Source organism: Pseudomonas sp. PL-6 (assembly GCF_054110165.1).
Window position 1 is genome coordinate 1,323,518 of sequence record NZ_CM134189.1, and the last position, 25,105, is coordinate 1,348,622.

The 25,105-nt window shown below is 65.6% G+C and carries 29 protein-coding genes and 1 tRNA gene; 22 read left to right on the forward strand and 8 right to left on the reverse strand.

Features of this window, described 5'->3' with window-relative positions; all coding sequences use genetic code 11:
• Positions 1-28: 28 nt before the first annotated feature.
• From aspS to nadA, 16 genes are all read left to right on the forward strand, one after another.
• A complete protein-coding gene (aspS, locus tag ACW9UL_RS06020; protein WP_457789493.1) occupies positions 29-1,804 on the forward strand; it encodes an aspartate--tRNA ligase in 1,776 nt (591 codons plus the stop codon).
• Positions 1,805-1,889: 85 nt separating this feature from the next.
• On the forward strand, positions 1,890-2,639 hold the full coding sequence (locus ACW9UL_RS06025) for a YebC/PmpR family DNA-binding transcriptional regulator (RefSeq protein ID WP_457789495.1): 750 nt from the start codon (positions 1,890-1,892) through the stop codon (positions 2,637-2,639).
• Positions 2,640-2,808: 169 nt separating this feature from the next.
• A complete protein-coding gene (gene ruvC / locus ACW9UL_RS06030; protein WP_021445489.1) occupies positions 2,809-3,333 on the forward strand; it encodes a crossover junction endodeoxyribonuclease RuvC in 525 nt (174 codons plus the stop codon).
• A gap of 21 nt (positions 3,334-3,354) precedes the next feature.
• The gene (ruvA, locus tag ACW9UL_RS06035; RefSeq protein WP_021445488.1) at positions 3,355-3,960 is read left to right on the forward strand and encodes a Holliday junction branch migration protein RuvA; all 606 of its coding nucleotides are present in this window, start codon (positions 3,355-3,357) and stop codon (positions 3,958-3,960) included.
• A 13-nt stretch (positions 3,961-3,973) separates the two neighbouring features.
• Positions 3,974-5,026, forward strand: coding sequence for a Holliday junction branch migration DNA helicase RuvB (gene ruvB, locus ACW9UL_RS06040; protein ID WP_122107549.1), 1,053 nt, complete (start codon positions 3,974-3,976; stop codon positions 5,024-5,026).
• Between the two features lie 53 nt (positions 5,027-5,079).
• Positions 5,080-5,532 carry a tol-pal system-associated acyl-CoA thioesterase gene (gene ybgC, locus ACW9UL_RS06045; RefSeq protein WP_021445486.1) on the forward strand — a complete coding sequence of 151 codons (453 nt, stop codon included), beginning with the start codon at positions 5,080-5,082 and terminating at the stop codon, positions 5,530-5,532.
• A 32-nt stretch (positions 5,533-5,564) separates the two neighbouring features.
• Positions 5,565-6,236, forward strand: coding sequence for a protein TolQ (gene tolQ / locus ACW9UL_RS06050; RefSeq protein ID WP_031303639.1), 672 nt, complete (start codon positions 5,565-5,567; stop codon positions 6,234-6,236).
• A gap of 27 nt (positions 6,237-6,263) precedes the next feature.
• Complete coding sequence (gene tolR / locus ACW9UL_RS06055) at positions 6,264-6,716, forward strand: protein TolR (RefSeq protein WP_021445484.1); 453 nt, start codon at positions 6,264-6,266, stop codon at positions 6,714-6,716.
• Positions 6,713-7,669 (forward strand): cell envelope integrity protein TolA, encoded by a 957-nt coding sequence (gene tolA, locus ACW9UL_RS06060; RefSeq protein WP_122107547.1) that lies wholly within the window; start codon positions 6,713-6,715, stop codon positions 7,667-7,669. The genes tolR and tolA overlap by 4 nt, the downstream gene beginning before the upstream one ends.
• A 5-nt stretch (positions 7,670-7,674) precedes the next feature.
• On the forward strand, positions 7,675-8,973 hold the full coding sequence (gene tolB / locus ACW9UL_RS06065; protein ID WP_021445482.1) for a Tol-Pal system beta propeller repeat protein TolB: 1,299 nt from the start codon (positions 7,675-7,677) through the stop codon (positions 8,971-8,973).
• A 55-nt stretch (positions 8,974-9,028) separates the two neighbouring features.
• Positions 9,029-9,526, forward strand: a complete 498-nt coding sequence (pal, locus tag ACW9UL_RS06070; RefSeq protein WP_003241687.1) for a peptidoglycan-associated lipoprotein Pal — start codon at positions 9,029-9,031, stop codon at positions 9,524-9,526.
• A gap of 6 nt (positions 9,527-9,532) precedes the next feature.
• Positions 9,533-10,345, forward strand: a complete 813-nt coding sequence (gene ybgF / locus ACW9UL_RS06075) for a tol-pal system protein YbgF (RefSeq protein WP_036988431.1) — start codon at positions 9,533-9,535, stop codon at positions 10,343-10,345.
• A gap of 282 nt (positions 10,346-10,627) precedes the next feature.
• Positions 10,628-11,275 carry a 7-carboxy-7-deazaguanine synthase QueE gene (gene queE, locus ACW9UL_RS06080; RefSeq protein WP_031303636.1) on the forward strand — a complete coding sequence of 216 codons (648 nt, stop codon included), beginning with the start codon at positions 10,628-10,630 and terminating at the stop codon, positions 11,273-11,275.
• 2 nt (positions 11,276-11,277) lie between these two features.
• Positions 11,278-11,952 (forward strand): 7-cyano-7-deazaguanine synthase QueC, encoded by a 675-nt coding sequence (gene queC / locus ACW9UL_RS06085; RefSeq protein WP_457789499.1) that lies wholly within the window; start codon positions 11,278-11,280, stop codon positions 11,950-11,952.
• A 58-nt stretch (positions 11,953-12,010) separates the two neighbouring features.
• Positions 12,011-12,086, forward strand: a tRNA-Lys gene (locus tag ACW9UL_RS06090).
• Positions 12,087-12,223: 137 nt separating this feature from the next.
• A complete protein-coding gene (gene nadA, locus ACW9UL_RS06095) occupies positions 12,224-13,282 on the forward strand; it encodes a quinolinate synthase NadA (RefSeq protein ID WP_021445478.1) in 1,059 nt (352 codons plus the stop codon).
• Between the two features lie 80 nt (positions 13,283-13,362).
• Here nadA and ACW9UL_RS06100 read toward each other — a convergent pair whose 3' ends face one another.
• Together ACW9UL_RS06100 and ACW9UL_RS06105 are read right to left on the reverse strand one after the other, a co-directional pair.
• The gene (locus ACW9UL_RS06100) at positions 13,363-14,436 is read right to left on the reverse strand and encodes an LOG family protein (protein ID WP_457789501.1); all 1,074 of its coding nucleotides are present in this window, start codon (positions 14,434-14,436) and stop codon (positions 13,363-13,365) included.
• Between the two features lie 128 nt (positions 14,437-14,564).
• Positions 14,565-15,968 carry an MBL fold metallo-hydrolase RNA specificity domain-containing protein gene (locus ACW9UL_RS06105; protein ID WP_457789503.1) on the reverse strand — a complete coding sequence of 468 codons (1,404 nt, stop codon included), beginning with the start codon at positions 15,966-15,968 and terminating at the stop codon, positions 14,565-14,567.
• 190 nt (positions 15,969-16,158) lie between these two features.
• Between ACW9UL_RS06105 and ACW9UL_RS06110 the strand changes: the two genes are divergently transcribed.
• The gene (locus ACW9UL_RS06110) at positions 16,159-16,353 is read left to right on the forward strand and encodes a hypothetical protein (protein WP_021445475.1); all 195 of its coding nucleotides are present in this window, start codon (positions 16,159-16,161) and stop codon (positions 16,351-16,353) included.
• Positions 16,354-16,357: 4 nt separating this feature from the next.
• Here ACW9UL_RS06110 and ACW9UL_RS06115 read toward each other — a convergent pair whose 3' ends face one another.
• Positions 16,358-16,756, reverse strand: a complete 399-nt coding sequence (locus tag ACW9UL_RS06115; RefSeq protein WP_021445474.1) for a quorum-sensing-regulated virulence factor family protein — start codon at positions 16,754-16,756, stop codon at positions 16,358-16,360.
• 121 nt (positions 16,757-16,877) lie between these two features.
• Between ACW9UL_RS06115 and ACW9UL_RS06120 the strand changes: the two genes are divergently transcribed.
• Positions 16,878-17,603 carry a tRNA-uridine aminocarboxypropyltransferase gene (locus ACW9UL_RS06120; RefSeq protein ID WP_457789506.1) on the forward strand — a complete coding sequence of 242 codons (726 nt, stop codon included), beginning with the start codon at positions 16,878-16,880 and terminating at the stop codon, positions 17,601-17,603.
• Positions 17,604-17,663: 60 nt separating this feature from the next.
• Here the strand turns inward: ACW9UL_RS06120 and ACW9UL_RS06125 are convergent, their stop codons facing one another.
• Positions 17,664-18,632, reverse strand: a complete 969-nt coding sequence (locus tag ACW9UL_RS06125; protein ID WP_457789507.1) for a DMT family transporter — start codon at positions 18,630-18,632, stop codon at positions 17,664-17,666.
• A gap of 203 nt (positions 18,633-18,835) precedes the next feature.
• Between ACW9UL_RS06125 and erdR the strand changes: the two genes are divergently transcribed.
• Complete coding sequence (gene erdR / locus ACW9UL_RS06130; RefSeq protein WP_021445471.1) at positions 18,836-19,483, forward strand: response regulator transcription factor ErdR; 648 nt, start codon at positions 18,836-18,838, stop codon at positions 19,481-19,483.
• A gap of 63 nt (positions 19,484-19,546) precedes the next feature.
• Here erdR and ACW9UL_RS06135 read toward each other — a convergent pair whose 3' ends face one another.
• Entirely contained in the window at positions 19,547-20,473 is a 927-nt protein-coding gene (locus ACW9UL_RS06135; protein ID WP_031303633.1) for a LysR family transcriptional regulator, read from the reverse strand.
• 114 nt (positions 20,474-20,587) lie between these two features.
• Between ACW9UL_RS06135 and fpr the strand changes: the two genes are divergently transcribed.
• A complete protein-coding gene (gene fpr / locus ACW9UL_RS06140) occupies positions 20,588-21,367 on the forward strand; it encodes a ferredoxin-NADP reductase (protein ID WP_021445469.1) in 780 nt (259 codons plus the stop codon).
• A 104-nt stretch (positions 21,368-21,471) separates the two neighbouring features.
• Here fpr and ACW9UL_RS06145 read toward each other — a convergent pair whose 3' ends face one another.
• From ACW9UL_RS06145 to ACW9UL_RS06155, 3 genes are read right to left on the reverse strand one after another with little or no spacing between them, the layout of a single operon-like run.
• Positions 21,472-22,026, reverse strand: coding sequence for a peptidylprolyl isomerase (locus ACW9UL_RS06145; RefSeq protein WP_021445468.1), 555 nt, complete (start codon positions 22,024-22,026; stop codon positions 21,472-21,474).
• Positions 22,027-22,031: 5 nt separating this feature from the next.
• Positions 22,032-22,829, reverse strand: a complete 798-nt coding sequence (locus ACW9UL_RS06150; protein ID WP_457789510.1) for an alpha/beta fold hydrolase — start codon at positions 22,827-22,829, stop codon at positions 22,032-22,034.
• 10 nt (positions 22,830-22,839) lie between these two features.
• On the reverse strand, positions 22,840-23,766 hold the full coding sequence (locus tag ACW9UL_RS06155) for a LysR family transcriptional regulator (protein ID WP_397496314.1): 927 nt from the start codon (positions 23,764-23,766) through the stop codon (positions 22,840-22,842).
• A 228-nt stretch (positions 23,767-23,994) separates the two neighbouring features.
• On the opposite strand from ACW9UL_RS06155, the gene ACW9UL_RS06160 reads away from it, so the two are divergent.
• Both ACW9UL_RS06160 and ACW9UL_RS06165 read left to right on the forward strand, forming a co-directional pair.
• Positions 23,995-24,309, forward strand: coding sequence for a hypothetical protein (locus tag ACW9UL_RS06160; protein ID WP_021445465.1), 315 nt, complete (start codon positions 23,995-23,997; stop codon positions 24,307-24,309).
• A 135-nt stretch (positions 24,310-24,444) separates the two neighbouring features.
• The gene (locus ACW9UL_RS06165) at positions 24,445-25,044 is read left to right on the forward strand and encodes an FMN-dependent NADH-azoreductase (protein ID WP_122107540.1); all 600 of its coding nucleotides are present in this window, start codon (positions 24,445-24,447) and stop codon (positions 25,042-25,044) included.
• Positions 25,045-25,105 lie beyond the last annotated feature (61 nt).

Genomic DNA, 25,105 nt, shown 5'->3' on the forward strand with positions numbered 1-25,105 from the left:
AAGACCTTTAGAGAAGCGAACCACGATCATGATGCGCAGCCACTATTGCGGCCAACTGAACGAGAGCCTGGATGGCCAGGAAATCACCCTTTGCGGCTGGGTGCACCGTCGCCGCGACCACGGCGGGGTGATCTTCCTCGACATCCGCGATCGTGAAGGCCTGGCCCAGGTGGTGTTCGACCCGGACCGCGCCGAAACCTTCGCCAAGGCCGACCGCGTGCGCAGCGAATACGTGGTCAAGATCACCGGCAAGGTGCGCCTGCGTCCGGCCGGTGCGGTCAACCCGAACATGGCCAGCGGCGCCATCGAGGTGCTGGGCTACGAGCTGGAAGTATTGAACGAGGCCGAGACCCCGCCGTTCCCGCTCAACGAATACACCGACGTCGGCGAAGAAACCCGCCTGCGTTATCGCTTCATCGACCTGCGCCGTCCGGAGATGGCCGAGAAGCTCAAGCTGCGTTCGCGCATCACCTCGAGCATTCGCCGCTACCTGGACGACAACGGTTTCCTCGACGTCGAGACGCCGATCCTGACCCGCGCCACCCCGGAAGGCGCGCGCGACTACCTGGTGCCGAGTCGTACCCACCCCGGCAGCTTCTTCGCCCTGCCGCAGTCGCCGCAGCTGTTCAAGCAGCTGCTGATGGTGGCCGGCTTCGACCGCTACTACCAGATCGCCAAGTGCTTCCGCGACGAGGACCTGCGCGCCGACCGTCAGCCGGAATTCACCCAGATCGACATCGAGACCAGCTTCCTCGATGAAAGCGACATCATGGCCATCACCGAGACCATGGTGCGCAACCTGTTCAAGGAAGTGCTGGACGTCGAGTTCGGCGAACTGCCGCACATGACCCTGGCCGAAGCCATGCGCCGCTTCGGTTCGGACAAGCCGGACCTGCGCATCCCGCTGGAGTTGGTGGACGTGGAAGACCAGCTCAAGGACGTCGAATTCAAGGTGTTCGCGGGACCTGCCAACGATCCCAAGTGCCGCGTCGCCGCGCTGCGCGTGCCGGGCGGGGCGGGCATGCCGCGCAAGCAGATCGACGACTACACCAAGTTCGTCGGCATCTACGGCGCCAAGGGCCTGGCCTATATCAAGGTCAACGAGCGTGCCGCCGGCGTCGACGGCCTGCAGTCGCCGATCGTCAAGAACATCCCGCTGGACAACATCAACGTCATCCTCGACCGCGTCGGTGCCGTCGATGGCGACATCGTGTTCTTCGGCGCCGACAAGGCCAAGATCGTCAGCGAGGCCCTCGGCGCGCTGCGCATCAAGCTGGGTCACGACCTCAATCTGCTGACCTGCGAGTGGGCGCCGCTGTGGGTCGTCGACTTCCCGATGTTCGAGGAAAACGACGACGGCAGCCTGACCGCCATGCACCACCCCTTCACCTCGCCGAGCTGCAGCCCCGAGGAGCTGGAAGCCAACCCGGCCGCCGCGCTGTCGCGCGCCTACGACATGGTGCTCAACGGCACCGAGCTGGGTGGCGGTTCGATCCGTATCCACGACAAGGCCATGCAGCAGACCGTGTTCCGCGTGCTCGGCATCAGCGAAGAGGAGCAGCAGGAGAAGTTCGGCTTCCTCCTCGATGCGCTCAAATACGGCGCGCCGCCCCACGGCGGCCTGGCCTTCGGCCTGGATCGCCTGGTGATGCTGATGACCGGCGCCAGCTCGATCCGCGAAGTGATCGCCTTCCCGAAAACCCAGAGCGCCGCCTGCGTCATGACCCAGGCGCCGGGCGTCGTCGACAACAAATCGCTGCGCGAGCTGCATATCCGCCTGCGCGAGCAAGCCAAGGCCGAATAAGCCTGTACAAGAAGCCTGGATTGCCAGGCTTCTTCGTTATGGGGGGCGCCCCGGCAATTGTTCAATGAAAGAAACGGAGTGAGTTATGGCTGGTCATTCCAAATGGGCCAATATCAAGCACCGCAAGGGTCGTCAGGACGCCAAGCGCGGCAAGATCTTCACCAAGCTGATCCGTGAGCTGACCGTGGCGGCCAAGCACGGCGGGCCGATCCCGGCGGACAACCCGCGCCTGCGCCTGGCGGTGGACAAGGCGCTGACCGCCAACATGTCGCGCGAGGTGATCGATCGCGCCATCGCCCGCGGCGCCGGCAACAACGAAGCCGACAACGTCGTCGAGTTCAGCTACGAAGGCTACGCGCCTAGCGGCGTGGCGATCATCGTCGAAGTGATGACCGACAACCGCAACCGTACCGCCGCCGAAGTGCGCCATGCCTTCAGCAAGTGCGGCGGCAACCTCGGCACCGACGGTTCGGTGGCCTACATGTTCGAGCGCAAGGGCCAGCTCAGCTTCGCTCCCGGCGTGGATGAGGACGCCCTGATGGAAGCGGCGCTGGACGCCGGCGCCGACGACGTGGAGATGGGCGAGGACGGCTCGGCGCTGGTGTCCACCAGCTTCACCGAGTTCCACGCGGTCAACGAGGCGCTGGCGGCCGCCGGTTTCAAGGCCGACGAGGCGGAAATCACCATGATCCCCTCGATCAGCGCGCCGATTGCCGATCTGGAAACCGCGCAGAAGGTGATCAAGCTGATCGACATGCTGGAAGACCTCGACGACGTGCAGAACGTCTACCACAACGCGGAAATCCCCGACGAGATCATGGATCAGTTGGGCTGAGCCATAGGACAGGCCGTGAGCCGGAAGTCGCCGCGGGCGCTTCCGGCTTTTTCATATCTGCCCGCCGGGCATCCGCTACTGGGTGACGGCGGCCCGTCGGCGCCCCTATACTCGCGCCCTGGATAAATAGACAGTGTGACGCCTGGCGCGTCATCGATGGAAAACAGGCATGACGCTGATTCTGGGGATAGATCCCGGCTCGCGCATCACCGGCTACGGCGTGGTGCGCGATACCGGCCGTGGCTGCGAGTACGTCGCCAGTGGCTGCATTCGCACCGGTGACGGGCCCCTGGCCGAGCGCCTGCAGATCGTCTTTCGCGGCGTCGGCGAGGTGATCCGCAGCTATGGGCCGGTGACCATGGGCATCGAACAGGTGTTCATGGCGCGCAACGCCGATTCGGCGCTCAAGCTCGGCCAGGCGCGCGGCGCCGCCATAGTCGCGGCGGTGGAGGCGGGGCTGGAGGTGGCCGAGTACACCGCCACCCAGGTCAAGCAGGCGGTGGTCGGCACCGGCGCGGCGGACAAGCAGCAGGTGCAGATGATGGTCATGCACCTGCTCAAGCTGACGCAGAAGCCGCAGATCGACGCCTCCGACGCCCTCGGCATCGCCCTGTGCCACGCCCACCATCGGCAGAGCCTGATTCCCCACGGCCTGGCCGGCGCCAAGCGGCGCGGCGGGCGCCTTCGTTTGTAATCTGATTAAAGGACAGCAGTGGTGATCGGACGTTTGCGCGGCACCCTGGCGGAAAAGCAGCCGCCGCATTTGCTTCTGGATGTAAATGGCGTCGGTTATGAGCTGGAAGTGCCGATGACCACCCTTTATCGTCTGCCCTCGGTGGGCGAGCCGCTGTGCCTGCACACCCACCAGGTGGTGCGCGAGGATGCCCAGCTGCTCTACGGCTTCTTCGAGAAGCGCGAGCGCGAGCTGTTCCGCGAGCTGATCCGGCTCAACGGCGTCGGCCCCAAGCTGGCCCTGGCGCTGATGTCCGGGCTGGAGGTGGACGAGCTGGTACGCTGCGTGCAAGCCCAGGACACCGCGGCGCTGACCAAGGTGCCGGGCGTCGGCAAGAAGACCGCCGAGCGCCTGCTGGTGGAACTCAAGGACCGCTTCAAGGCCTGGGAAAGCATGCCGGCCATCGCCACCCTGGTGGTTGAACCTCGCGCCGGGGGGGCAGTCTCAAGCGCGGAGAACGATGCGGTGAGTGCCCTGATATCCCTGGGCTACAAGCCGCAGGAGGCCAGCCGGGCCGTGGCGGCCGTCAAGGAGGATGGTTTGACCAGCGAAGATTTGATCCGTCGCGCCTTGCGCGGCATGGCTTAGTGGAACCCTATCGATGATCGAAGCCGATCGCTTGATTACCGCCAGCCCGCGCGAGCGCGACGAGCAGCAGGATCGCGCCATCCGTCCGCTAAGGCTGGCCGAATACATCGGCCAGCCCGGCGTGCGCGAGCAGATGGAGCTGTTTATCCAGGCCGCCAGGGGCAGGGCCGAATCCCTCGACCACACCCTGATCTTCGGTCCGCCGGGCCTGGGCAAGACCACCCTGGCCAATATCATCGCCCAGGAAATGGGCGTGTCGATCAAGAGCACCTCCGGCCCGGTGCTGGAGCGCCCGGGCGACCTGGCCGCGCTGCTGACCAACCTGGAAGCCGGCGACGTGCTGTTCGTCGACGAGATCCACCGCCTCTCGCCCATAGTCGAGGAGGTGCTGTACCCGGCCATGGAGGACTTCCAGCTCGACATCATGATCGGCGAAGGCCCGGCCGCGCGCTCGATCAAGCTGGACCTGCCGCCCTTCACCCTGGTCGGCGCCACCACCCGCGCCGGCATGCTGACCAACCCGCTGCGCGACCGCTTCGGCATCGTCCAGCGCCTGGAGTTCTACGGCATCGACGACCTGGCGACCATCGTCACGCGTTCGGCCGGTATCCTCGGTCTGCCCATCGAAGAGCGGGGCGCCTACGAAATCGCCCGCCGCGCCCGTGGTACGCCGCGTATCGCCAATCGCCTGCTGCGCCGGGTGCGCGACTTCGCCGAGGTGCGCGGGCGTGGCCATATCACCCGCGACATCGCCGATCAGGCGCTGAACCTGCTGGACGTCGACGAACGCGGCTTCGACCACTCCGACCGCCGTCTGCTGCTGGCCATGATCGAGAAGTTCGACGGCGGCCCGGTGGGCGTCGACAGCCTGGCCGCGGCCATCAGCGAGGAGCGCCACACCATCGAGGACGTGCTCGAGCCCTACCTGATCCAGCAGGGCTACATGATGCGCACGCCGCGCGGGCGCGTGGTGACCCGTCATGCCTATCTGCATTTCGGCCTGAACCTTCCCAAGCGCCTCGGCGAGCAGCCGGGCGCGGATCTCTTCGCGGTGAGCGACGAATGACGAAAAAATTGTTACCAAGCCGGATTGGCAAGCAGCAGGGCGAGGACTAGAGTATGCGCGCGCAAAACGGAGTCCAGCCGTTCAGCCACCGTTGCCGGGTCTACTACGAGGACACCGACGCCGGCGGTATCGTCTACTACGTCAACTACCTCAAATTCATGGAGCGGGCTCGCACCGAGCGTCTGCGTGAACTGGGTTATGCCCAGTCGGCGCTGGCCGGTGAGGGCCTGTTGTTCGTCGTGCATTCGGCCGAGGCGCGCTATCACGCGCCGGCGCGGCTGGACGACGAGCTGACCATCAGCGCCGAGGTAATCGAATTGAACCGTGCCAGCCTGCGTTTTCGTCAACAGGTCAGGCGGGCCGCGGATGCTGTGCTGCTCTGCGAAGGGCAGTTCCTGGTGGCCTGTGTGCGCGCCGACAACTTGAAACCCCGGGCCATCCCCGAATCCCTGCGCCATGCGTTCGCCGGGGTGCAGGCGCCGGGCCTAATTGCAGCAGGAGAGTAAGCGTGGAAGCCAACGCCAACGCCGTTGACCATATGTCGATGTGGAGTCTGATCAGTAACGCCAGTCTGGTGGTGCAGTTGGTGATGCTCACCCTGGTGGCCGCCTCGGTCATTTCCTGGGTGATGATCTTCCAGCGCAGCAATGCCATTCGCGCCGCCAAGCGTGCGCTGGATGCCTTCGAGGATCGCTTCTGGTCCGGTATCGACCTGTCCAAGCTGTATCGCCAGGCGGGCAGCAACCCCGATCCGGATTCCGGTCTGGAGCAGATCTTCCGCGCCGGCTTCAAGGAATTTTCCCGCCTGCGCCAGCAGCAGGGCGTCGACCCGGATGCGGTGATGGATGGCGTGTCGCGTGCCATGCGCGTGGCCATCTCGCGCGAAGAAGAGAAGCTGGAAACCGCGCTGCCGTTCCTCGCCACCGTCGGCTCCACCAGCCCCTACATCGGCCTGTTCGGCACCGTATGGGGCATCATGAACTCCTTCCGCGGCCTGGCCCAGGTGCAGCAGGCCACCCTGGCCACCGTCGCCCCGGGCATCGCCGAGGCGCTGATCGCCACCGCCATCGGCCTGTTCGCCGCGATTCCCGCGGTGATCGCCTACAACCGCTTCGCCGCCCGCGGCGAAATGCTGATCGGTCGTTACTACACCTTCGCCGACGAGTTCCAGGCCATCCTGCACCGCAAGGTGCACACCTCGGACGACTAAGACGCGCGCATAGGATAGGTGTTAGCCATGGCGAGAATTCGCAACAGACGCAAACCGGTCGCCGAGATGAACGTGGTGCCCTACATCGACGTGATGCTGGTGCTGCTGGTCATCTTCATGGTCACCGCGCCCATGCTCAACCAGGGGGTCAAGGTCGATCTGCCCAAGGTCAGCAGCGAGGCGCTGCCGCAGGACAACAACGCCCAGGTGCTGACCATTTCCATCAAGGCCGACAAGACCTACTACTGGAACATGGGTAGCGAGGTGGACGTCGACACCGAGCAGGAGCGTGCCTCGACCCTGGAACAGATGACCCAGGCGGTGTCGGCGATCATTGCCGAGAACCGTCGTCAGGGTAAGCCGGTGCAGGTGTTCGTGCGCGGCGACAAGTCGGTCGACTACGGCACGGTGATGGCCGCCATGGGCGGTCTGCAGCAGGCCGACGTGGGCAACGTCGGATTGATTACCGAGGCGCCCTGATGCAGCACAGCGAGCGTTCGCCCTCGGAAAGCTACTTCTGGCCCGTGGTCTGGGCCGTGGGTCTGCACGTCCTGATGTTTGCCATGCTGTTCGTCAGCTTCGCCTTCAGCCCCGAGCTGCCGCCGGCACGCCCGGTGGTGCAGGCCACCCTGTATCAATTGAAATCGCAGAGCCAGGCCACCACCCAGACCACCCAGAAGGTGGCGGGCGAGGCGCAGAAGACCTCGGCGCCGCAGTTCGAGACCGAGCGTCTGGAGCAGAAGAAGGCCGAAGAGCAGAAGCTGGTCCAGGCCAAGGCAGCGGAACAAAAGAAAGCCGAAGAGGCTCGAAAGGCCGAGGCAGCCAAAGCCGAGGCGGCGAAGAAGGCCGAAGCCGAGAAGAAGGCCGCCGAGCAGAAACGCCAGGCCGACATCGCCAAGAAACGCGCCGAGGAAGAGGCGAAGAAGAAAGCCGCCGAAGAGGCCAAGAAGAAGGCCGCGGCCGAAGAAGCGAAGAAGAAGGCAGCCGCCGAGGCGGCCAAGAAGAAAGCGGCCGAGGACGCCAAGCGCAAGGCCGAAGAGGCGCGGCGCAAGGCGGCCGAGGATCAGAAAGCGGCGGCCCTGGCCGAGCTGCTGTCGGACAACGTGCAGAACCAGCAGGCGCTGGCCGAGACCCATGGCGACCAGGTGGCGGGCAACCTCGACGACCTGATCATCAAGCTGATCACCGAGAACTGGCAGCGGCCGATGTCGGCGCGCCGCGGCATGAGCGTCGAACTGCTGATTCAGATGCTGCCCGACGGCACCATCGCCAACGCCAGCGTGTCACGCTCCAGCGGCGATGCGCCGTTCGACAGCTCCGCCGTGGCCGCGGTGCGTAACGTCGGCCGTATTCCCGAAATGCAACAATTGGATCGCGCTACCTTTGACTCCCTGTACAGGCAGCGTCGCGTCATTTTCAAACCGGAGGATTGAGCGCTGTGAATACCCTGATTCGTATGGCCCTGTTGGGTCTGATCATGCTGGTCGGCAGCGTGCAGGCGGCCGATCCGCTGGTGATCTCCCATGGCGCCGACCGTGCCACGCCGATCGCCGTAGTGCCCTTCGGCTGGCAGGGGGGCTCGGTGCTGCCCGAGGACATGGCCGAGATCATCGGCAACGACCTGCGCAACTCCGGCTACTTCGAGCCGATTCCGCGGCAGAACATGATCAGCCTGCCGACCCAGGCCAGCGAAGTCATCTACCGCGACTGGAAGGCCCTCGGCGCCCAGTACGTGCTGGTCGGCAGCCTGGTGCCGAACGCCGGTCGCCTGCAGGTGCAGTACGCGCTGTTCAACGTCAGCACCGAACAGCAGGTGATGACCGGCAGCGTCGGCGGCGGTACCGACCAGCTGCGCGACATGGCCCACCATATCGCCGATCAGTCGTTCGAGAAGCTCACCGGGGTCAAGGGCGCGTTCTCCACCCGCCTGCTGTACGTCACCGCCGAGCGCTTCGGTGCCAACAACACCCGTTACACCCTGCAGCGTTCCGACTACGACGGTGCCCGCGCGGTGACCCTGCTGCAGTCGCGCGAGCCGATCCTGTCGCCGTCCTTTGCGCCCGATGGCCGGCGTATCGCCTACGTGTCGTTCGAGCAGCGCCGCCCGCGCATCTTCGTCCAGCATATCGACACCGGCCGCCGCGAGCAGATCACCAACTTCGAGGGTCTCAACGGTGCGCCGGCCTGGTCGCCGGATGGCAATCGCCTGGCCTTCGTGCTGTCGCGCGACGGCAACCCGGAAATCTACGTGATGGACATGGGCAGCCGGCAGATGCGCCGCATCACCAACCATTACGCCATCGACACCGAGCCGTTCTGGGGCAAGGACGGGCAGACCCTGTACTTCACCTCGGATCGTGCCGGCAAGCCGCAGATCTACAAGACCAATATCAACAACGGGGCGGTGGAGCGGGTAACCTTCGTCGGTAACTACAACGCCAACCCGAAGTTGTCGGCCGACGAGAAGACCCTGGTGATGATCCATCGCCAGGATGGTTTCACCGTGTTCAAGGTGGCTGCGCAGGACCTGGAAACCAAGCGCCTGCGCATACTTTCCGACACAAGTTTGGACGAGTCGCCCACTGTTGCGCCCAATGGCGCCATGCTAATCTACGCCACCCGCCAGCAGGGCCGGGGAGTCTTGATGTTGGCGTCCACCAATGGACGCGTGAGGCTCCCTCTTCCTACCGCTCAAGGCGAAGTTCGAGAGCCTTCTTGGTCCCCTTACCTGAACTGATGCGGCGCTACACCTTTATTGCTTAACACAACTGGGGTTCATTAGGAGTTACATGATGGAAATGCTGAAATTCGGTAAGTTTGCTGCACTGTCCCTGGCTCTCGCCGTCGCTGTTGGTTGCTCTTCCAAAGGCGGTGACGCTGCTGGTGAAGGCGCAGTCGACCCGAACGCCGGTTACGGTGCCAACACCGGTGCCGTCGACGGCAGCCTGAGCGAAGAAGCCGCCCTGCGCGCTATCACCACCTTCTACTTCGAGTACGACAGCTCCGACCTGAAGGCCGAAGCCATGCGCGCTCTGGACGTACACGCCAAGGACCTGAAAGGCAACGGCGCTCGCGTCGTTCTGGAAGGCCACGCCGACGAGCGCGGTACCCGTGAGTACAACATGGCTCTGGGCGAGCGTCGTGCCAAGGCCGTTCAGCGCTACCTGGTGCTGCAGGGCGTTTCCCCGGCTCAGCTGGAACTGGTTTCCTACGGCGAAGAGCGTCCGGTTGCCACTGGCAACGACGAGCAGTCCTGGGCTCAGAACCGTCGCGTAGAGCTGCGCAAGTAAGCTGCCATGCGTAATTGCCGCCGTATCCTGACCCTTCTGACGCTCGCCCTGCCGCTTGCGGCGATGGCGGAAGTTCCCGTACTGGAAAGCAGCTCCATGCCGCAAGGCAGCAGCTATCCACCGGCGGGTTATGGTACGGCCGGCTCCTACGCCGGGGGCGGGGCGCAAGCCCCGGCCTCGGCGCAGGGTATGCTGTTCAACCAGCTCGAGCAGATGCAGCAGGAAATTGCCCAGCTGCGCGGCATGCTCGAAGAACAGCAGAACGAAATCCAGCGCCTCAAGCAGGAGAGCCTCGAGCGCTATCAGGATCTGGACCAACGCCTGTCTTCCGGTGCTGGCTCCGCTGCTCCCGCACAGAATTCCGCCGCTGGCGCGATCAACGCCAACGGTACCCCGACGCCGCCTGCCGCCCAGCAGCAGGCCAGCGCCGAGCCGGGTGATCCGGCCAAGGAAAAGCTCTATTACGACGCCGCCTTCGACCTGATCAAGGCCAAGGATTTCGACAAGGCGTCGCAGGCTTTCACCGCCTTCCTCAACCGCTATCCCAACAGCCAGTACGCCGGCAATGCGCAGTACTGGTTGGGCGAGGTCAATCTGGCCAAGGGCGACCTGCAGGGCGCCGGTCAGGCCTTCGCCAAGGTCAGCCAGGCGTACCCGAGCCATGCCAAGGTGCCGGATTCGCTGTTCAAGCTGGCCGATGTGGAGAAGCGCCTGGGCAACAACGACAAGGCCCGCGGCATCCTCCAGCAGGTCATCGCCCAGTTTCCCGGCAGCTCGGCCGCGCAGCTGGCCCAGCGCGATCTGCAGCGCCTGCCGTAACGGCCACGACCTTTCAAGAACCCGCGCCAGGCGCGGGTTTTTTATGCTCGGCTGTCGTGCTGCAGGCTGTGCCGGCGCACTCCAATGGGCGATGGCGGGGTGAAATATCGGCCGCGGCGTTTTTCGTTTAGAATCGCCAGCCCCGCAACGGCTGCGAAGTTTCAGCTCGGCTGATGCCTTCGCCGTGCGGGGTAACCGATCGCTGCCGCTACGTGCGGCAAGCATCCCGATTCAACGCAACGGAGGCGGATGGCCTGTTTCGTCATCACGCCCGTGGCCACTATGCAAACAACCCTGCGCATCACCGAGATCTTCTACTCGCTGCAGGGCGAGACGCGTACCGCCGGCTTGCCGACGGTATTCGTGCGCCTGACCGGCTGTCCCCTGCGCTGTCAGTACTGCGACACTGCTTACGCCTTTAGCGGCGGCGAGCTCGTTGCGCTGGACGCCATCCTCGACCAGGTGGCGGCCTACAAGCCGCGCTACGTCTGCGTCACCGGCGGCGAGCCGCTGGCCCAGCCCAATTGCATTGCCCTGCTCGAGCGCCTGTGCGACGCCGGCTACGAGGTGTCGCTGGAGACCAGCGGCGCGCTCGACGTATCGGCCGTCGATCCGCGGGTGAGCAAGGTGCTCGACCTGAAGACCCCGGGCTCGGCCGAGGTGCAGCGCAATCGCTACGAGAACATCGACTGGCTGACCGCCAAGGATCAGGTCAAGTTCGTCATCTGCTCGCGCGAGGACTACGACTGGGCGGTGTCCAAGCTGATCCAGTATCGCCTCGAGGCGCGCGCCGGCGAGGTGCTGTTCTCGCCCAGCCACCAGCAGCTGGACGCGCGCGCGCTGGCCGACTGGATAGTGGCGGACAACCTGCCGGTACGCCTGCAACTGCAGCTGCACAAGATTCTCTGGAACGACGAGCCGGGACACTGAGCATGAACGACAAGAAAGCGCTGATTCTTCTCTCCGGTGGCCTGGACTCGGCCACCGTGGTGGCCATGGCCAAGGCCGAGGGCTACGCCTGCTACAGCATGAGCTTCGACTACGGTCAGCGTCATCGCGCCGAGCTGCAGGCCGCCGAGCGCGTTGCCCGGCAACTGGGGGTGGTCGAGCACAAGGTGATCGGTCTCAACCTCAACGGCATCGGCGGCTCGGCGTTGACCGATGCGTCCATCGCCGTGCCGGAAACCCCCGGCGAGGGCATTCCGGTGACTTACGTGCCGGCACGCAACACGGTGTTTCTGTCCCTGGCCCTGGGCTGGGCGGAAGTGCTGGGCGCACGCGATATCTTTATCGGGGTCAACGCGGTGGACTATTCCGGCTATCCCGACTGCCGGCCGGAATTTATCGAGGCCTTCGAACGCATGGCCAACCTGGCGACCAAGGCCGGGGTGGAAGGGCAGGGCTTTCGCATTCGCGCGCCGCTGCAGCAGCTGAGCAAGGGCGAAATCATCCAGGCCGGCATGCGCCTGGGCGTGGATTACGCGCTGACCGTGTCCTGCTACCAGGCCGACGACGACGGCCGCGCCTGTGGCAAGTGCGACAGCTGCCGCCTGCGCGCCGCCGGTTTCGTCGCCGCTGGCGTACCCGATGCTACCCGCTACGTTTGAAAAAGTTTTCGCGAAGTGTTGATTTCCTGAATTAAATCAGTATCATGCGCCTCGCGTTGGGTCGTTAGCTCAGTTGGTAGAGCAGTTGGCTTTTAACCAATTGGTCGTAGGTTCGAATCCTACACGACCCACCAGATCGCAAAAGCCAGTCGCAAGACTGGCTTTTTTTTGCTCTCGGAAAAGCCCCTTGGCCGATGCTGCCCCGCCTGTGGCGATGGGCAGCCAGGGGGTATACTCGCAGCTCGCTCAAGAGCGCCGCAGGTTCGATGATATGACGCAGATTTCCGAACGCCTTCTGGTTCAAGCCCACCTCGATGCCAAACAGCCCAAGCCTCTGACCGCCGAGGAGGAGGCCTTCTATCGCCGCGAAATCGCCGCCGAGCTGAAGAAGCAGAACGCCGTGCTGGTGGCGCACTATTACTGCGACCCGGTGATCCAGGCGCTGGCCGAGGAAACCGGCGGCTGCGTTTCCGACTCTCTGGAAATGGCCCGCTTCGGCAATCAGCACCCGGCGCAGACGGTGGTGGTGGCCGGGGTCAAGTTCATGGGCGAGACGGCGAAGATCCTCAACCCGGAAAAGCGCGTGCTGATGCCGACCCTGGAGGCGACCTGCTCGCTCGATCTGGGTTGCCCGGTGGACGAGTTCTCGGCCTTCTGCGATCAGCATCCCGAGCGCACCGTGGTGGTCTACGCCAACACCTCTGCGGCGGTCAAAGCGCGGGCCGACTGGGTGGTGACCTCCAGCTGCGCCCTGGAAATCGTCGAGAGCCTGATGGACAACGGCGAAACCATCATCTGGGCGCCGGACAAGCACCTGGGCAACTACATCCAGCGCGAGACCGGCGCCGACATGCTGCTGTGGGACGGCGCCTGCATCGTGCACGAGGAGTTCAAGTCCAAGCAGCTGCTGGACATGAAGGCGCTCTACCCCGACGCCGCCATCCTGGTGCACCCGGAGTCGCCGCAGAACGTGGTCGAGCTGGCCGATGCGGTGGGCTCCACCAGCCAGTTGATCAAGGCGGCGCAGACCCTGCCCAATTCCACCTTTATCGTCGCCACCGACCGCGGCATCTTCTACAAGATGCAGCAGCTGTGCCCGGACAAGACCTTTATCGAGGCGCCCACTGCCGGCAACGGCGCGGCCTGCCGCAGCTGCGCGCACTGCCCGTGGATGGCGATGAACACCCTGGAGCGGGTGCTCACCGGCCTGCGCGAAGGCAGTGGCGAGATTCATGTCGACCCGGCGCTGATTCCCAAGGCGGTCAAGCCGCTCAAGCGCATGCTCGATTTCACCCAGGCCGCCAGGCTGAAGGTGGCGGGCAACGCCTGATACGCCCGCGCAACCCGACAAAGCCCGGCACATGCCGGGCTTTGTGTTTTCAGTAGCCTGGATGCAATCCGGGTCTACGCTCAGGCCGCCCAGTTGCCCGGCAGGTTGACGAAATTCAGCAGTTCGCGCAGCCGGCCGTGGTCGCGGCCGTTGAAGGCGAAGGCCAGGCGGGTCAGGTGGCACAGTTCGGGTTCGTCGCGTTCCTGCTCGCAGTAAGGCTGCTGGCTGAAACCGCCCTGTTTGCACAGGCCGGCGAACTCCCCCTGCAACTGCTTGAGCGCGGTGTCGCTGAGCGGGTGGTTGAGGCGCAGGACGAAGCTGTCCTTGAGCCAGCGGCTGGAGTGGAAGTTGCGGTAGAACTGGGCGATTTCCTCGGCGGCGTCTTCGGCGCTGTGCACCAGGCGCATTAGGTTGAGGTCGCTGGGCAGGATATAGCCCTTGTCCGCCAGTTCCTGCTGGAGAAATTCGATGGCGCGTTGCCAGTAGCTGCCGCCCGGCTGATCCAGCAGCACCACCGGCACCAGTGGGCTCTTGCCGGTCTGGATCAGGGTGAGCACTTCCAGCGCCTCGTCCAGGGTGCCGAAACCGCCGGGGCAGAGCACCAGGGCGTCGGCCTCCTTGACGAAGAACAGCTTGCGCAGGAAGAAGAAGTGAAACGACAGCAGATGCTCGCTGCCCTGCATGGTGGCGTTGGCGTTCTGCTCGAACGGCAGGGTGATGTTGAAGCCCAGGCTGTTCTCGCGTCCGGCGCCCTCATGGGCGGCAGCCATGATGCCGCCGCCGGCGCCGGTGATGACCATCAGGTCGTAGCGCGCCAGGGTCGCGCCCAGCTCGCGGGCCAGGGTGTAGACCGGGTGCTCGGCCGGCGTGCGCGCCGAGCCGAAGACCGTGACCTTGCGCCGGCGCTTGAACTGCTCCAGGGTGCTGAAGGCGTGCTCCATCTCGCGCAGGGTCTGCAGCATGATCTTGGCGTCCCAGCGGTTGCGGTCGGCCTGGGCCATGCGGATCACGGTGGTGAGCATGTCGCGGTACAGCGGCAGGTTCGGGCTGTTGCCGGGGGCGGAGAGGGCGAGCAGCTCGTCCACTTTGCTGGCCAGGTCGATGCCACTGGTCTGGAAGTGGCGTGACAGGTAATCGTCCGGTTCGTAGGGCATGCAGCGTCTCCTTGATCGAATCCGCTCGGCACCTCCAAGTCCCTGAAAGCCCGAGCCTTTTCAGAGTATGGACGTCTGCGGACGATGGCGGAAGGCGCATCGGGCGCGAGCGCCGCTGGCGGCGCCGGTCAGATGGCGATCTGCTCGCCCGGTTCGGGGATGTTGGCGATCCAGTTCAGCCGCTGGTGCAGGGCCTGCTGCAGCGCCTGCATCTTCTCCAGCTCGCCGTGCACCAGGTACAGCTCGGGGTGGTGCTCGAAATGGCTGGCCCAGTCGAGCAGCTGTGATTGCCCGGCATGCGCCGAGAAGCCGCCCAGGGTATGCACCTTGGCCTTCACCGCGATGCGCTGGTGCAGCACCTTCACCGTACTGGCGCCGTCGACTATCAGGCGGCCGAGGGTGCCCTTGGCCTGGAAGCCGGGGAACACCAGGTGGCAGTTCTCGCGCCAGAGGTTGTGCTTGAAGTGATGGACGATGCGCCCGCCGTTGCACATGCCGGCGCCGGCGATGATGATCGCGCCGCTGTTGATCCGGTTGATCGCCATCGACTCCTCGGCGCTGGGCGTACAGCGCAGGATCGGCAGCCAGTCCTCGACTCGCTTGACCCCCTTGGCGGCCAGCGCGGCACGATCCTCGGCGGCGAACTGGTCGTGGAAGCGGCTGTAGATGGCGTTGGCGCGGATCGCCATGGGGCTGTCGAGGAACACCGCCTGTTGCGGCAGGCGGCCCTCCTGGTAGAAGCGCCCAAGGTAGTAGATCAGGTCCTGGGTGCGGCCGACGGCGAAGGAGGGAATCAGCACGTTGCCGCCCTCGCGGTGGGCCTGCTGCAGGATCGCCGCCAGCTCCTCCAGAGTGTCCTCGCTACGGCGGTGGTCGCGGTCGCCGTAGGTCGACTCCATCAGCAGCACGTCGGCCTCGCTCAGCGTGGTCGGCGCCTGCATCAGCGGCGAGCAGGTATTGCCCAGGTCGCCGGAAAACACCAGATGGCGGTGCAGGTGGTGGTCCTCGATCTTCATCTCGACTATCGCCGCGCCGAGGATATGCCCGGCGTTATGGAAGGTCACCTGCACCCCCTTGGCCACCTCCACCGGCGTGCCGTAGGCCTGGGTGCGGCGTTGGCCGAGCGCCTGCTCGGCGTTGGCCAGGGTGTACAGCGGCACGATCGCCGGCTTGCCCTGGCGCGCGCGCCAGCGGTTCTCCCACTCGGCGTCCTTCTCCTGGAGAAAGGCGGCATCCAGCAGCATCAGTTCGAGCAGCTCGCCGCTGGCCTCGGTGACATGGATGGCGCCGCGGTAACCCTCGGCCACCAGGCGTGGCAGCAGGCCGCTGTGGTCGAGGTGGGCGTGGGACACCACCACCGCATCCAGGCCGCGCGGGTCGAAGGGGAAGGCGCTGCGGTTGCGGTCCTCCTCCTCGCGGCGGCCCTGGTGCATGCCGCATTCGAGCAGCACCTTGGCGCCGTCGCGGCTCTCCACCAGGTAGCAGGAGCCGGTGACTTGGCGAATCGCGCCGAGAAAGCTCAGTAATGCCATGATCCTCATCTCCAGTGGGCGACGGCCCATCTTGCCGAGCCGCGCGGACGATGCCGTTGATGCAGGTCAGTATGGTCGCTGGCGCGCCGTTCGTCCGGGCGAGCCGGCCATGGCGCGTCGTCTGATTTACTGGAGAGGTGAGGGCGCGTCGTCTGGCGCAGATGCACGGCAAGGAAAGGGAGGGGCAGGCATGCCCAAGTTGATCCTGGAGATAGATGTGGATTTGTACCGCCTGCTGCAGCAGGCGGCGCGTACCAATCAGTTGAGCCTGGAAGACGAATGCCTGCGTCGTCTGGAGGGTGGCGTGCGCCGCTCGCGCTATATGGAGGCGCTGCTCGCCGAACTGCGTGCCGACGACGCGCAGCGTCGGGCCGAGAAGGGCTGAAGGCTTACAGGCCGCAGTCGGCCCTGTCGAACTGCTCGGTGGTTACCGGGCGGTTGCTGCGGTATTCGCTGAACTGGTAGCGCAGCTGCGCGCCCTGGGCCAGCAGCTGGCGGTAACCCGGGTTGCGGCACACGCTGGCGGCCAGCTGGGCGCGCACCGTGTCCGGATTGCCGCGCATCTGCGCGGCGTGGGCCGGCCGGACGCTGAGGTGGTTGATCAGGGTGTGGCCTTCGACGGTATAGCCCTGATCGAGAATGTCCTCGTTGATCGCCCGCGGCGTACCCTCGCTGCTTTGCCGGGCGACCTGCTCGAGGGCGCGGGTCAGTTCGAGCTCCTTGAGCGAGGCGGCCTGGGCGGCGACGGGCAGAGCCAGGGCGAGGACGAGGGCGGTAACGCGGGACATGCGGATTCTCCTGAACGAGTGCGGGCTTTGACCCGCCAGGCGCGGCCGGGTTCAGCGCCTGGCGCATCATAGCCTGCCCGGCTTTGTTAAACTGCCGCGTTTTTTCTGTCGAGCCCTGTTCGTGGACCAGTCCTATCCCCCGCATGCCGTCGCCCGGCTACGCGCCGAGCGCCTGGCGCGCAGCGTGAAACCCTTCGTCGCCCGTGGCTCGCGAGCCGAGCGCTGCCCTGCTTGCCGGGTGCAGCCGGATTACTGCCTGTGCGCCTGGCGCCCGCGGGTGGAGGCGCATGCCGGCATGTGCCTGGTGATGCACGACATCGAGGCGCTCAAGCCGAGCAACACCGGCTGGCTGATCGCCGACGTGGTGGCCGACACCCACGCCTTCGGCTGGACGCGCACCGCGGTCGATCCGGCGCTGCCGGCGCTGCTCGCCGAGCCGCAGTGGCAGCCCTACCTGGTGTTTCCCGGCGAGTACGCCGCTCCCGAGCGGGTGGTGGACGAGGTGCATCTGGCGCCGGGCAAGCGGCCGCTGTTCGTGCTGCTGGATGCGACCTGGACCGAGGCGCGCAAGATGTTTCGCAAGAGCCCCTATCTGGACGCACTGCCGGTGCTCAGCCTGACCCCGGCGCAGCTGTCGCGCTACCGCCTGCGCCGCTCCACCCGCGGCGAGCACCTGTGCACCGCCGAGGTGGCGGCCATGTGCCTGGAACTGGCCGGCGACGCGCAGGCCAGCGAGGCGCTGGACTGCTACCTGGATGCCTTCAGTCAGCATTACCTGGCGGCCAAGCGGCGCCTGCCGCTGGATCTGGACGACGAGCTGCATCAGCGCCTGGCGCGTTTTCGCTGAGAACCTACCCACGATCTGCTGCGCGTCGGCCCTGCTGCGTTAAAAACAGGCTCGGACTACTCATTTACAGCTCGTAAACTCCGTGTCCTCACCTGTTTTTGCCTTGCATGGCTCTAGCTCGCGAGATCGTGAACAGGTTCTGAGCGCGGCCGGCAGCGGCTTGGGCCACAGCTGGGCCAGGAGCATGCCGGCGAACATCAGCGTGCAGCCCAGGTAGCCGCGCAGCGCCAGCACTTCGCCGAGCAGCAGGGCGCCGGCGATGGCGGCGAACACCGCCTCCAGCGAGAGGATGATCGCCGCGTGCGAGGCGATGGCGTGCTGCTGCGCCACCACCTGCAGGGTAAAACCGACGGCCACGCCGAACAGGCCGCCATAGAGGATCGCCGGACCGGCTTTGATAATGCCGTCCAGGGTCGCCGTCTCGAAGACCAGCGCCAGCAGCAGGCTGATCGCGGCGCAGGTGGCGAACTGGATGAATGCCAGACGCAGCGGGTCGTGGCGGCTGGCGAACAAGCCCACCAGCAGCACGTGCACGCCCCAGACGAAGGCGCCGGCCAGTTGCAGCCAGTCGCCGGAGGCGACGGTGAAGCCTTCGCCGACGCTGAGCAGGAACATGCCGAGCACCGCCAGGCTGGCGCCCAGCCAGATGCCCAGGCCGCTGCGCTGGCCGATCAGCAGGCCGAGGATCGGCACGACTATGACGTACAGCCCGGTGATGAAGCCGGAGTTGGTCACCGTGGTGAACAGCAGGCCGACCTGCTGCAGGTTGATCCCCAGCGACAGCGCCAGGCCCATCACCACGCCGCCGAGCAGCAGGCCGCGGCTCAGCGGCGCCGCCGGGCGTCGGCTGCGCCGTTGCAGCAGGGCCAGCAGCGGCAGCAGCACCAGGCAGGCCAGGGCGAAACGCAGGCCGGTGTAGAGGAAGGGGCCGATGCTGTCCATGCCCAGGCGTTGGGCGACGAAGGCGCTGCCCCAGATCATCGCGGTGATCAGCATCAACAGGTCGGCGCGCAGGGCTTGGCTCGGCATGGCGGTGTCTCGGCGGGCAAAGCGGCGAATCGTGCCGCAAAGCGCGGCGCTTGACCACCCCGTCACGGCTCGGCATGCTGGGCGCCGCCGTCGCTCCGTGTGGGGAGCCTGTCGCGTCGAGTGCGCAGGCTTGAGCGGGTCGTCCGGCGCCAGGCGCTGCCATAATCAATGCAGTGCACTCATAACAAGAACAGGATCTGCCAATGGCCGCCTACGAAATCCTGATTGCCGACGACCATCCGTTGTTTCGCAGCGCGCTGCAGCAAGCCCTGACCCTGGGCCTGGGGCCCGAGGTGCGGCTGGTGGAAGCCGCCAGCATCGCCGAGCTGGAAGGCCATCTGGCCGCCAAGAGCGACTGGGACCTGGTTCTGCTCGACCTCAACATGCCCGGCGCCTACGGCTTCTCCGGTCTGGTGCTGCTGCGCGGGCAATACCCGCAGATTCCCGTGGTGATGATCTCCGCGCAGGAGGAGGCCTCGGTGGTCAACCGCTCCCGCGAGTTCGGCGCCAGCGGCTTCATCCCCAAGTCCAGCCCGCTGGAAACCATCCAGCAGGCCGTGCGCCAGGTGCTCGACGGCGATACCTGGTGGCCGCCGCTGGCCGAGGAGGGCGCGCCGGTGTCGGCCGAGGCCAAGGCCGCCAGCGCCGGCCTGGCCAGCCTCACCCCGCAGCAGTTCCGCGTGCTGACCATGGTCTGCGAAGGCCTGCTGAACAAGCAGATTGCTTACGAGCTGAGCGTCTCCGAGGCCACGGTCAAGGCCCACGTCACCGCCATCTTCCGCAAGCTCGGGGTGCGCACCCGCACCCAGGCGGCGCTGCTGCTGCAGCAGATGGAGTCGATTCCGGGTTAATGGCCCGGGCGGGCACAAGCGTTCGCCGTGTAAGACGGTGGACAAGCCTGCGGCATGTCCACCCTAGGCAATCGACGGCAGGACGATCTGATCGCTGCGCGCCACCCCGACGGTGAGCGCGCGGCACTGTTCGAGAAACTCGCGCATGGCCGCGGTCTGGTACTTCTGCTTGTGCCAGATGAAGTAGAACTGCCGGCGCAGGTCCAGTTGCGGCGTTTCCACCGGCACCAGGCTGCCGCGACGGAAGGCGTCGCGCAGCGCCAGGCGCGAGATGCAGCCGATGCCTAGACCCGACTCCACCGCGCGTTTGATCGCCTCGGTGTGTTCCAGCTCCAGGCGGATGTTCAGGCTGCGTGGGTGATGGCGCATGGCCTGATCGAACGTCAGGCGGGTGCCCGAGCCCTGCTCGCGGAGAATCCAGGCCTCGTGCGTGAGCTCCTCCAGCGTCGCCGTGCCGCGCGCGGCGAGGGCATGCTGCGGCGCGCAGAACACCACCAGTTCGTCCTCCACCCAGGGCTGCACCTCGATGTCCGGGTGTTGGCAGTCGCCTTCTATCAGGCCCAGGTCCAGCTCGTAGTGGGCGATCTGCTGCACCACGTGGGCGGTGTTGTGCACCTGCAGCTTCACCCGGCATTCGGGGTGGCGCTGCATGAAACTGCCGATCAGCAGGGTGGCCAGGTAGTTGCCCACGGTGAGGGTGGCGCCGACGTTGAGCGAGCCGAAGCCGCTCTTGCCGCCGAGCAGGCGTTCGATCTCGCGCGCCTGGTCGAGCAGCGCCACCGCCTGCGGCAGCAACTGGCGACCCAGGGCGTTGAGCGCCAGGCGCTTGCCGGCGCGGTCGAACAGCTGGCAGTCGGAGTGGCGCTCCAGCTCGGTCAGCGAGGTGCTGGTCGCCGATTGCGACAGCGCCAGCGACTCGGCCGCGCGCGAGACGCTTTCCTGCTGGGCCACGGCGACGAAGACCTGGAGTTGTCTGAGAGTAAATCGCATATCGATATAACCGATAACCTATATCTTGATAATCCACTTAACAGATATTCTGCGCCCGCCTAGAATGCCGCGCAATTCGTCTTTTTTGGTTCCCGTCCTCGCGAGGAAGTCCGCATGAGCAATATGAACGTCGAGCGTGTGCTCAGCGTCCACCACTGGAACGACACCCTGTTCAGCTTCAAGTGCACCCGCGACCCGGGCCTGCGCTTCGAGAACGGCCAGTTCGTCATGATCGGCCTGCAGCAGCCCAACGGTCGTCCGCTGATGCGCGCCTACTCCATCGCCAGCCCGAACTACGAGGAGCACCTGGAGTTCTTCAGCATCAAGGTGCCGGACGGCCCGCTGACCTCGCAGCTGCAGCACCTCAAGGAAGGCGACGAGATCGTCATCAGCAAGAAGCCCACCGGCACCCTGGTGCTCGACGACCTGCTGCCGGGCAAGCACCTCTACCTGCTGTCCACCGGCACCGGCCTGGCGCCGTTCATGAGCGTGATCCAGGACCCGGAAACCTACGAGCGTTTCGACAAGGTGATCCTGGTGCACGGCGTGCGCTACGTGAACGAGGTGGCCTACCGCGAGTTCATCACCGAGCACTTGCCGCAGAACGAGTTCTTCGGCGAGGCGCTCAAGGGCAAGCTGATCTACTACCCGACCGTGACCCGCGAGCCGTTCGAGAACCAGGGCCGCCTGACCGACCTGATGCGCAGCGGCAAGCTGTTCGCCGACATCGGCCTGCCGCCGATCAACCCGCAGGACGACCGCGCGATGATCTGCGGCAGCCCGAGCATGCTCGACGAGACCAGCGAAGTGCTCGACGGCTTCGGCCTGAAGATCTCCCCGCGCATGGGTGAGCCGGGCGACTACCTGATCGAGCGCGCCTTCGTCGAGAAGTAAGACCGCAGCGAAAACGACAAAGCCGCCCACTGGGCGGCTTTGTCGTTGTAGGGCCGTAGGGTGCGCAACCCTTCATGGAAGCCCGGGGATGGCCCCCGGCGGCGTTACAGACGCTTGGCCTCGAGGATCAGCACCGGCTCGCGCGGCACGTTCTGGTGCATGCCGCGGTTGGCGGTGGGCACCTGGGCGATCTTGTCCACCACTTCCATGCCGCGGGTCACCTTGCCGAACACCGCGTAGCCGAAGTCGCGCGAGCCGTGGTCGAGGAAGGCGTTGTCCTTGTGGTTGATGAAGAACTGGCTGGTGGCCGAGTCGCGTACCTGGGTACGGGCCATGGCCAGGGTGCCGCGCACGTTGTGCAGGCCGTTGTCGGCTTCGTTCTTGATCGGCGTGTCGGTGTCCTTCTGCTGCATCTGCGCATCGAAGCCGCCGCCCTGGACCATGAAGCCGGGGATCACCCGGTGGAACTGGGTGCCGGCGTAGAAGCCGCTGTCGACGTACTTGAGGAAGTTGGCGGTGCTGATCGGCGCCTTGTCGGCGGCCAGCTCCACCTCGATCTCGCCGAGGCTGGTGGTCAGCAGCACCTTGGGATTGTCCGCCGCCAGCAGGCTGGTGGAGAGCAGCAGGGAACAGGCGGCGAAGGCGAGTTGCTTGAGCATGATGGTCAGTTTTCCTTGTTGGCGGTTTCTTCGAGAAAGGCGAGCAGGGCGCTGTTGAAGCGTTCGGGTTGATCCAGCGGGGTGGCGTGGCGCGAATTTTCGATCACCAGCAGGCGCGCGTCGGGCATTTCGGCGACGTACTCGCGCTTGCGTTCGACCGGGGTGTAGTCGCGGTCGGCGCTGATCACCAGGGTAGGACAGGTGATGCGGCTCAGGCGTTCCCGCACGCCCCAGCCGATGATGGCGTCGAGGCTGGCCAGGTAGGCGCGCTTGTCGTTCTGCGGCCAGCGCTCTTCGATCTTGCGTCGCAGTTCGGCCTGCTCCGGCCTGGGGAACAGCAGCTTGCCCAGGGCCTTGGCGATGGTCTCCAGGCTGAGCAGGCGCGACAGCGTCCAGCGCTTGCCGATTTCCAGCCAGTCGCGCGGGCTTTTCGCCTTCACCTCCGGGCCGCTGTTGACTATGGTCAGGCTGCGCAGCAGCTCCGGGCGGTCGACACTGAGCTGGAAGCCGATCATGCCGCCCATGGAAATGCCCACCAGGTGCACCGGCGGCAGTTGCAGGTGTTCGATCAGCGCGGCCACGTCATCGGCGAAATCGGCAATGCGATAGGCCTCGCGCGGTTTGTCCGAGCGGCCATGGCCGCGAACGTCGAGCGCCAGCACGCGGTAGTGCTGGCTGAGCACGGGAATCTGGTACTCCCAGTCGCGGGTGCTCGAACCCAGGCCGTGCACCAGCAGCAGCGGCGCGCCGTGGCCGTAGTCCTCGTAGTGCAGCTGGCAACCGTCGTTGTCGAAGTAGGGCATGGCCGGGGTCTCAGTTGGGCGACTGTGGGGCGGCGAAGGCGGCATCCAGGGGGGCGGCGTCGAAGTTCTTGATCAGCTCGATGAGAATCTGCGTGGCCGGGCCGAGCACCCGTTCCTTGTTGCTGTAGAGGAAGAAGCGCGGCTTGCGCGTGCCGCCCTGGGCCAGCGGCAGCGGCTTGAGCAGGCCCTCGTCCAGCTCGCGGGCGATCAGGTGGCGCGGCAGCCAGGCGAAGCCCAGGCCGCTGCCGACGAAGGTGCGCGCGGTGGGCAGGCTGCCGACGGTCCAGCGTTGTTCGGCACCGAGCCAGCCGCTGTCGCGCGGCTGCACCCGGCCGCTGTCGCGGACCACTACCTGCATCTGGGTTTCCAGGTCCTGGAAGCTCAGCTCGCGTTGCAGGCGGTGCAGGGCATGTTCCGGATGGGCCACGGCGATAAATTCCACCTCGCCCAGTTCCTGCGGCAGGTAGCCGGTGATGTTGAGGGCGCTGATGGCCAGGTCGGCGGAGCCTTCGAGCAGCACCTCCTCGACGCCGGACAGCACCTCCTCGCGCAGGCGCACGCGGCAGCCGCGGCTCTGCGGCATGAAGGCCGACAGCGCGCGGACGATATTGGCGGTGGGGTAGGCGGCGTCCACCACCAGGCGCACCTCGGCTTCCCAGCCCTGCTCCATATGGTGGGCCAGGTCTTCCAGCTGGCTGGCCTGCTTGACCAGTTGCCGCGAACGGCGCAGCAGCACGTCGCCGGCCTCGGTGAGCACCGCCTTGCGCCCGTCGATGCGCAGCAGCGGCACGCCGAGCTGCTCCTGCATGCGCGCCACGGTGTAGCTGACCGAGGATTGCGAGCGGTGCAGCACCTCGGCGGCCTGGGCGAAGCCGCCCTGGTCGACCACCGCCTGCAGGGTGCGCCATTGATCCAGGGTTACACGGGGAGCCTTCATTGCATCATCCTGTCTGTGCCGGCAAACGGGTTCTGTCAGGCTGGTGAAAAACTATCTGCGTTGGCAATACTGCGTTAAAAACGGCCTCAAAATGCTCATTTACAGCATGTAAACTCCGCTTTCTCGGCCGTTTTTGCCTTGTCTTGCCTGCCTCGCTAACGTTTTTTCCCAGCCTGTTATCGCCGGCGATATCCACCTACACTGGCGCTTCCCCGTTGGAGAGCGTCGATGAAAAAACTCTGCTGCCTGCTGTTCGTCCTGTTGCCGCTGGGCGCCCATGCCTACCCCATCGAGCTGGACAAGCAGCTCAACGGTGCCGAGGTGTCCGCCAGCACCCAGGAGATCGACCACAATATGGCGGCGCTGATGCTCTACAACTATGGTCAGAGCGAGGCCGAATGCACCGCGGTGTTCCGCAACGGCCCCGAAGCGCCGCGGACCCGTCGGGCCGCGCTGGCGCCGGGGGCGAACACCAATCTGACGGTCAAGTTCACCCGCAGCGTGATTCGCCTGCGGGTCAGCCTGACCTGTGGCCTCAAGTAAGCAGAGCCTAGTGCCGGGGCATAGATAAATCAACTTTGTCGATATATGTAAGCGGATATTTGCGCTTTTTAATCGATAGTTGCGACTCTAATCTCTGCTCCATCGATCTCTACCCACCTCGATGGAGTCTCAAACATGTCCCGTGTTCTGGTTATCGAAAGCAGCGCCCGTCAACAAGGCTCGGTGTCCCGCGAGCTGACCCAGCAGTTCATCGCCAACTGGCAGGCCGCCCATCCCGCCGACCAGATCCAGGTACGCGACCTGGCCGCCGAGCCGGTGCCGCACCTGGACGCCACCCTGCTGGGCGGCTGGATGACCCCGACCGAGCAGCAGAGCGAGGCGGAGAAGGCCGCGCTGGCACGCTCCAACCAGCTCACCGACGAGCTGCTGGCCGCCGACGTGCTGGTGCTGGCCGCGCCCATGTACAACTTCGCCATCCCCAGCACCCTGAAAGCCTGGCTGGACCACGTGCTGCGCGCCGGGGTCACCTTCAAGTACAGCGAAACCGGCCCGCAGGGCCTGCTCAGTGGCAAGCGCGCCTTCGTCCTCACCGCCCGCGGCGGCATCTACGCCGGCAGCGGCCTGGATCACCAGGAACCCTACCTGCGCCAGGCGCTGGCCTTCATCGGCATCCACGAGGTGCAATTCATCCACGCCGAAGGCCTGAACCTGGGCAGCGAGTTCAGTGCCAAGGGGCTGGCCCAGGCCAAGGCCAAGCTGGCGGCCGTGGCCTGAGCGCGACTCCACTCTCCTGAGCGCCCGCATCCGGGCGCGTTCGCCGGCCGGTGCCCGAGGG

What these genes read in the sequence shown, in the direction of transcription:
- nadA (WP_021445478.1), top strand. Translation starts at nt 12,224, where the DNA reads ATGACGCAGATTTCCGAACGCCTTCTGGTTCAAGCCCACCTCGATGCC.
- ACW9UL_RS06145 (WP_021445468.1), bottom strand. Translation starts at nt 22,026, where the DNA reads ATGCTCAAGCAACTCGCCTTCGCCGCCTGTTCCCTGCTGCTCTCCACC.
- queE (WP_031303636.1), top strand. Translation starts at nt 10,628, where the DNA reads ATGCAAACAACCCTGCGCATCACCGAGATCTTCTACTCGCTGCAGGGC.
- ACW9UL_RS06110 (WP_021445475.1), top strand. Translation starts at nt 16,159, where the DNA reads ATGCCCAAGTTGATCCTGGAGATAGATGTGGATTTGTACCGCCTGCTG.
- ACW9UL_RS06125 (WP_457789507.1), bottom strand. Translation starts at nt 18,632, where the DNA reads ATGCCGAGCCAAGCCCTGCGCGCCGACCTGTTGATGCTGATCACCGCG.
- ybgC (WP_021445486.1), top strand. Translation starts at nt 5,080, where the DNA reads ATGCGCGCGCAAAACGGAGTCCAGCCGTTCAGCCACCGTTGCCGGGTC.
- ACW9UL_RS06025 (WP_457789495.1), top strand. Translation starts at nt 1,890, where the DNA reads ATGGCTGGTCATTCCAAATGGGCCAATATCAAGCACCGCAAGGGTCGT.
- ACW9UL_RS06165 (WP_122107540.1), top strand. Translation starts at nt 24,445, where the DNA reads ATGTCCCGTGTTCTGGTTATCGAAAGCAGCGCCCGTCAACAAGGCTCG.
- ACW9UL_RS06135 (WP_031303633.1), bottom strand. Translation starts at nt 20,473, where the DNA reads ATGCGATTTACTCTCAGACAACTCCAGGTCTTCGTCGCCGTGGCCCAG.
- tolR (WP_021445484.1), top strand. Translation starts at nt 6,264, where the DNA reads ATGGCGAGAATTCGCAACAGACGCAAACCGGTCGCCGAGATGAACGTG.
- queC (WP_457789499.1), top strand. Translation starts at nt 11,278, where the DNA reads ATGAACGACAAGAAAGCGCTGATTCTTCTCTCCGGTGGCCTGGACTCG.
- tolQ (WP_031303639.1), top strand. Translation starts at nt 5,565, where the DNA reads ATGTCGATGTGGAGTCTGATCAGTAACGCCAGTCTGGTGGTGCAGTTG.
- pal (WP_003241687.1), top strand. Translation starts at nt 9,029, where the DNA reads ATGGAAATGCTGAAATTCGGTAAGTTTGCTGCACTGTCCCTGGCTCTC.
- ACW9UL_RS06160 (WP_021445465.1), top strand. Translation starts at nt 23,995, where the DNA reads ATGAAAAAACTCTGCTGCCTGCTGTTCGTCCTGTTGCCGCTGGGCGCC.
- ruvB (WP_122107549.1), top strand. Translation starts at nt 3,974, where the DNA reads ATGATCGAAGCCGATCGCTTGATTACCGCCAGCCCGCGCGAGCGCGAC.
- ACW9UL_RS06105 (WP_457789503.1), bottom strand. Translation starts at nt 15,968, where the DNA reads ATGGCATTACTGAGCTTTCTCGGCGCGATTCGCCAAGTCACCGGCTCC.
- ACW9UL_RS06155 (WP_397496314.1), bottom strand. Translation starts at nt 23,766, where the DNA reads ATGAAGGCTCCCCGTGTAACCCTGGATCAATGGCGCACCCTGCAGGCG.
- ACW9UL_RS06115 (WP_021445474.1), bottom strand. Translation starts at nt 16,756, where the DNA reads ATGTCCCGCGTTACCGCCCTCGTCCTCGCCCTGGCTCTGCCCGTCGCC.
- ACW9UL_RS06150 (WP_457789510.1), bottom strand. Translation starts at nt 22,829, where the DNA reads ATGCCCTACTTCGACAACGACGGTTGCCAGCTGCACTACGAGGACTAC.
- ybgF (WP_036988431.1), top strand. Translation starts at nt 9,533, where the DNA reads ATGCGTAATTGCCGCCGTATCCTGACCCTTCTGACGCTCGCCCTGCCG.
- erdR (WP_021445471.1), top strand. Translation starts at nt 18,836, where the DNA reads ATGGCCGCCTACGAAATCCTGATTGCCGACGACCATCCGTTGTTTCGC.
- aspS (WP_457789493.1), top strand. Translation starts at nt 29, where the DNA reads ATGATGCGCAGCCACTATTGCGGCCAACTGAACGAGAGCCTGGATGGC.
- ACW9UL_RS06100 (WP_457789501.1), bottom strand. Translation starts at nt 14,436, where the DNA reads ATGCCCTACGAACCGGACGATTACCTGTCACGCCACTTCCAGACCAGT.
- fpr (WP_021445469.1), top strand. Translation starts at nt 20,588, where the DNA reads ATGAGCAATATGAACGTCGAGCGTGTGCTCAGCGTCCACCACTGGAAC.
- ruvC (WP_021445489.1), top strand. Translation starts at nt 2,809, where the DNA reads ATGACGCTGATTCTGGGGATAGATCCCGGCTCGCGCATCACCGGCTAC.